The organism is Streptomyces albidochromogenes, from assembly GCF_005981925.1.
Classification (GTDB): Bacteria; Actinomycetota; Actinomycetes; order Streptomycetales; family Streptomycetaceae; genus Streptomyces; species Streptomyces albidochromogenes.
On the sequence record NZ_VBVX01000438.1, the window covers coordinates 1 to 4,230 of the forward strand.

Sequence of the window (4,230 nt, forward strand, 5' to 3'; positions counted from 1 at the left end):
GGGACAAGGGCATGAGGTTGCGGGGGGTCGGCGCACCGAAGGCGTGGCGCGTGGTGGAAACTGTTTGGTGGATACGGACGTTGTGAAGATGTCCGGTTCGGCAGGTGTGTTCATTCAGGGTTCGTCCTGCCCCACGGGCGGGTCTGTTTCAGTCAAGGGGAATCGCCCGTGAAGTTGTTTGCGAAGTTGTTCGGCAAGAGTGCACGCGAAGACGGTACGAACGGCACAGCCCGTCACCGTGCGCCGCGTGGTGGAGAAGCGGAGGAGCAGGGTGGCGAGCGTCCGCTCTTCCGGGACGAGGTCACTGGTCCGGGCGGTGACATTTCGGGCGGACCGGGCGCGTCGTCTGTTGACCCCGCTGGTCCCGGCCGCATAGGTTTCGGGGAATCAGCCCATGCCCCGCAGGGGCAGCCGCGGCAGGAGGATCCGTCCATGTCGGCCTTGCCGGTTTGTACGAGGTGTGGGCACCGCAATGCCGAGGCCAGCCGTTTCTGCTCCAACTGCGGAGCGCCGCTGCGGGCCGGGGCGGCCGCGGAGCGTCCCTCGGAGACGACCTCGACGATCTCCATCTCCGGTCTGGAGGCGTACGAGGCGGAGGCGACGGGACAGACCGCCGCTCCCTCGCTCTCCCCGGAGGCCCAGGCGGCCGTCGACGCCCTTCCGCTGGGTGCGGCGCTGCTGGTGGTACGACGCGGCCCGAACTCGGGCAGCCGCTTCCTCCTGGACGGCGAGCTGACCACGGCCGGCAGGCACCCGCAGAGCGACATCTTCCTCGACGACGTGACCGTCTCGCGTCGCCATGTGGAGTTCCGCAGGGGCGCCGACGGCGGTTTCACCGTCTCGGACGTCGGCAGTCTCAACGGCACCTACGTCAACCGTGAGCGGATCGACTCGGTCCCGCTGGCGAACGGCGACGAGGTGCAGATCGGTAAGTACCGGCTGGTCTTCTACGCGAGCCAGCGGGCCATCTGACCCGTACGGGAAGGTCCATGCAGCGAACACCGACGGGCGGTGCCGGAAACGGCACCGCCACCGCGGGCGACCGGCTGGTGAGCATCGGCACCGTGCTGAACCTGCTGCGTGACGAGTTCCCCGAGGTCACCATCTCCAAGATCCGGTTTCTGGAGACCGAGGGCCTCGTCGAACCGCAGCGGACCGCTTCCGGGTACCGCAAGTTCAGCCCCGACCACGTCGAGCGGCTGGCCCAGGTGCTGCGCATGCAGCGCGACCACTACCTGCCGCTCAAGGTCATCCGCGAACACCTCGACGCGCTGGAACGCGGTGAGCAGGTACGGCTGCCCGTGGCCGGCGCTTCGGGCGAACCGCAGGACGGCGCGCCGGACAGCGGCGCGGACCGGCCGACCGCGGCCAGGATCGGCCGGGATGAGCTCCTGGCGGCCGCCGAGGTGGGCGAGGAGGAGCTCGAGCTCTGGGAGTCGTACGGGCTGATCTCGCCCCTGCCGGGCGGCGGCTACGACGCCGAGGTCGTCACGGTGGCCAAGCTCGTCGCCGAATTCGGACGGTTCGGTCTGGAACCGCGGCACCTGCGCGCCGTGAAAGCGGCCGCCGACCGTGAGGCCGACCTCGTCGAACAGGTGGTCGCGCCCCTGCGCCGGCACCGGAACCCGCAGACCAGAGCCCATGCGGAGGCCACGGCCAAAGAGCTCGCGGAGCTGTCCGTCCGACTCCATTCGGCCCTCATTCAGGCAGCACTCGGCGTGCGGCTGAACTGAGCTCGGGGGATCCCGACTACCCAAACCTGCCAGGCACGTCCTAGGGTTGCTGTGTGAACGAGCTCGACGTCGTAGGTGTCCGGGTAGAAATGCCCTCGAACCAGCCGATCGTGCTCCTGCGTGAAGTGGGAGGCGATCGGTACCTCCCCATCTGGATCGGGCCGGGTGAGGCGACCGCGATCGCCTTCGCCCAGCAGGGGATGGCCCCTGCCAGGCCGCTGACCCACGACCTCTTCAAGGACGTACTGGAAGCGGTCGGCCAGGAGCTCACCGAAGTCCGCATCACCGACCTGCGGGAAGGGGTCTTCTACGCCGAGCTGGTCTTCGCCAGCGGAGTCGAAGTGAGTGCCAGGCCGTCCGACGCCATAGCGCTGGCGCTGCGCACCGGAACGCCGATCTACGGCAGCGACGGGGTGCTGGACGACGCGGGCATCGCGATTCCCGACGAGCAGGAGGACGAGGTGGAGAAGTTCCGCGAGTTCCTCGACCAGATCTCTCCCGAGGATTTCGGGACCAACAGTCAGTGAGCCGCTCACCCGGGACCCTCCGCGCATTCGAGTAGCCTTTCCCCGAAGCGAGGCACGGGAAACCACTCTCAGGGTGATTATCACTCGGCGTGCCGAGTGTGGCGATCGTTGACGCACCCCGGGTGACTGCCTACCGTCGACTGGGCAGGTCAAGGACGGAGGTCGGCGTGAGAAGCAGCGGCGACGGTACGGTGGCGGGCGGGCCGTATCCGCTTCACGGCAGTGCGGTCGACCCTCTGGCGGGGCGGCAGGGCGTGTCTTCGGCCGTGGGCCGGACGACGGCGGCCGACAGCGCGGAGAGCGTCGGGTACCGGGGGCCGACCGCGTGTGCGGCGGCCGGGATCACGTACCGGCAGCTCGACTACTGGGCGCGTACGGGACTGGTGGAGCCGAGCGTCAGGCCCGCCTACGGGTCCGGCACGCAGCGCCTCTACAGCTTTCGCGACGTCGTCGTCCTCAAGATCGTCAAACGCTTCCTGGACACGGGTGTCGCGTTGCAGAACATCCGCGCCGCCGTCCAGCACCTGCGCGCCCGTGGTTTCCAGGACCTGGAGCGCATGACGCTGATGAGTGACGGCGCCACCGTGTACGAGTGCTCCTCGCCGGACGAGGTCGTCGAGCTGCTCCAGGGCGGCCAGGGCGTCTTCGGGATCGCCGTGGGCGTGGTCTGGCGTGACGTGGAGAGCGCGCTCTCCCAGCTGCACGGCGAGCGCGTCGACACGGGCGAGACGCTGGTGGGGCACAACCCCACCGACGAGCTGGCGCGGCGCCGCAACAAGGCCGGCTGACCGGGCGGGGCGGCCTCCCGCCGCGCCGCCGGCCGCCGATTGTCAGTGCCGTACGGCAGCATCGGTGGTGTGAGAGCCGCGCCGACCATCCTGCATCTCGACATGGATGCCTTCTACGCCGCCGCAGAGCAGGCGGCTAAGCCGAGCCTGCGCGGGAAGCCGGTGGTGGTCGGCGGGACCGGTACCCGCGGAGTCGTAGCTACCGCCTCGTACGAGGCCAGGCGCTTCGGGGTGCACTCCGCGATGCCGGTGGCGCAGGCGCGGCGGCTGTGTCCGAACGCCGCGTACCTGATGCCGCGCTTCGCTCTCTACCGGTCGGTGAGCGAGCAGGTCATGGAGCTGCTCGGCCGGCTCTCCCCGCTGGTGGAGCCGCTCAGCCTGGACGAGGCCTTCGTCGACCTGGAGGCGGGCGGGGTGGCGGACGACTCGGCCTCGGCCCGCAGGGCCGGCGAGCTGCTGCGGGCCGACATCAAGGCCGTCACGGGGCTGACGGGATCGGTGGGGCTCGCCGGGTCCAAGATGCTTGCGAAGATCGCGTCGGAGCAGGCCAAGCCGGACGGCCTGGTGCTCATCGAGCCGGGCACCGAGCGGGAGCTGCTGGGGCCCATGGCGGTGCGGGTGCTGCCGGGGGTCGGGCCGGCCACCGGGGAGCATCTGCGGCGGGCGGGGATGACGACCGTGGCCCACCTGGCGGAAGCGGGCGAGGACGAGCTCGTACGGCTGCTGGGAAAGGCGCACGGGGTCTCGCTGTACCGGATGGCCGTCGGGCACGACGAGCGGCCCGTGGTGGCCGAGAGGGACGCGAAGTCGGTGTCGGTCGAGGACACCTTCGAGGTCGATCTGCACGACCGGGTCCGGGTCAGGAACGAGGTGGTACGGCTGTCCGACCGGTGCGTGCAGCGGTTGCGGGCGGCCGGGCGCTCGGGCCGGACCGTGGTGCTGAAGGTGCGCAGGTACGACTTCTCGACGCTGACGCGCTCCGAGACGCTGCGCGGGCCCACGGACGACCCGGCGGTGGTGCGCGAGGCCGCGGGGCGGCTGCTGGAGTCGGTGGACACCACGGGCGGGGTGCGGCTGCTGGGAGTGGGGGTCACCGGGCTCGCCGACTTCACCCAGGAGGACCTCTTCGCGCAGGCGGCGGGGGAGCTGGCGGAGGCGGAGGCCGAGGCGACAGTGGCTGGG

5 protein-coding genes are annotated in these 4,230 nt (G+C 70.3%); all 5 read left to right on the top strand.

Annotated features, from left to right (window positions below; all coding sequences use genetic code 11):
• Positions 1-60 precede the first annotated feature (60 nt).
• Positions 61-972: a double zinc ribbon and FHA domain-containing protein gene (locus tag E2E34_RS31940; RefSeq protein WP_138905338.1), complete on the top strand. Its 912-nt coding sequence runs from the start codon at positions 61-63 to the stop codon at positions 970-972.
• 17 nt (positions 973-989) lie between these two features.
• A complete protein-coding gene (ftsR, locus tag E2E34_RS31945; protein ID WP_138905339.1) occupies positions 990-1,733 on the top strand; it encodes a transcriptional regulator FtsR in 744 nt (247 codons plus the stop codon).
• A gap of 53 nt (positions 1,734-1,786) precedes the next feature.
• Positions 1,787-2,260: a bifunctional nuclease family protein gene (locus tag E2E34_RS31950; RefSeq protein WP_006123076.1), complete on the top strand. Its 474-nt coding sequence runs from the start codon at positions 1,787-1,789 to the stop codon at positions 2,258-2,260.
• A gap of 167 nt (positions 2,261-2,427) precedes the next feature.
• The gene (locus tag E2E34_RS31955; protein ID WP_138905340.1) at positions 2,428-3,048 is read left to right on the top strand and encodes a MerR family transcriptional regulator; all 621 of its coding nucleotides are present in this window, start codon (positions 2,428-2,430) and stop codon (positions 3,046-3,048) included.
• Positions 3,049-3,117: 69 nt separating this feature from the next.
• A partial coding sequence (locus E2E34_RS31960) for a DNA polymerase IV (RefSeq protein ID WP_138905341.1) occupies positions 3,118-4,230 on the top strand: 1,113 nt, incomplete at its 3' end.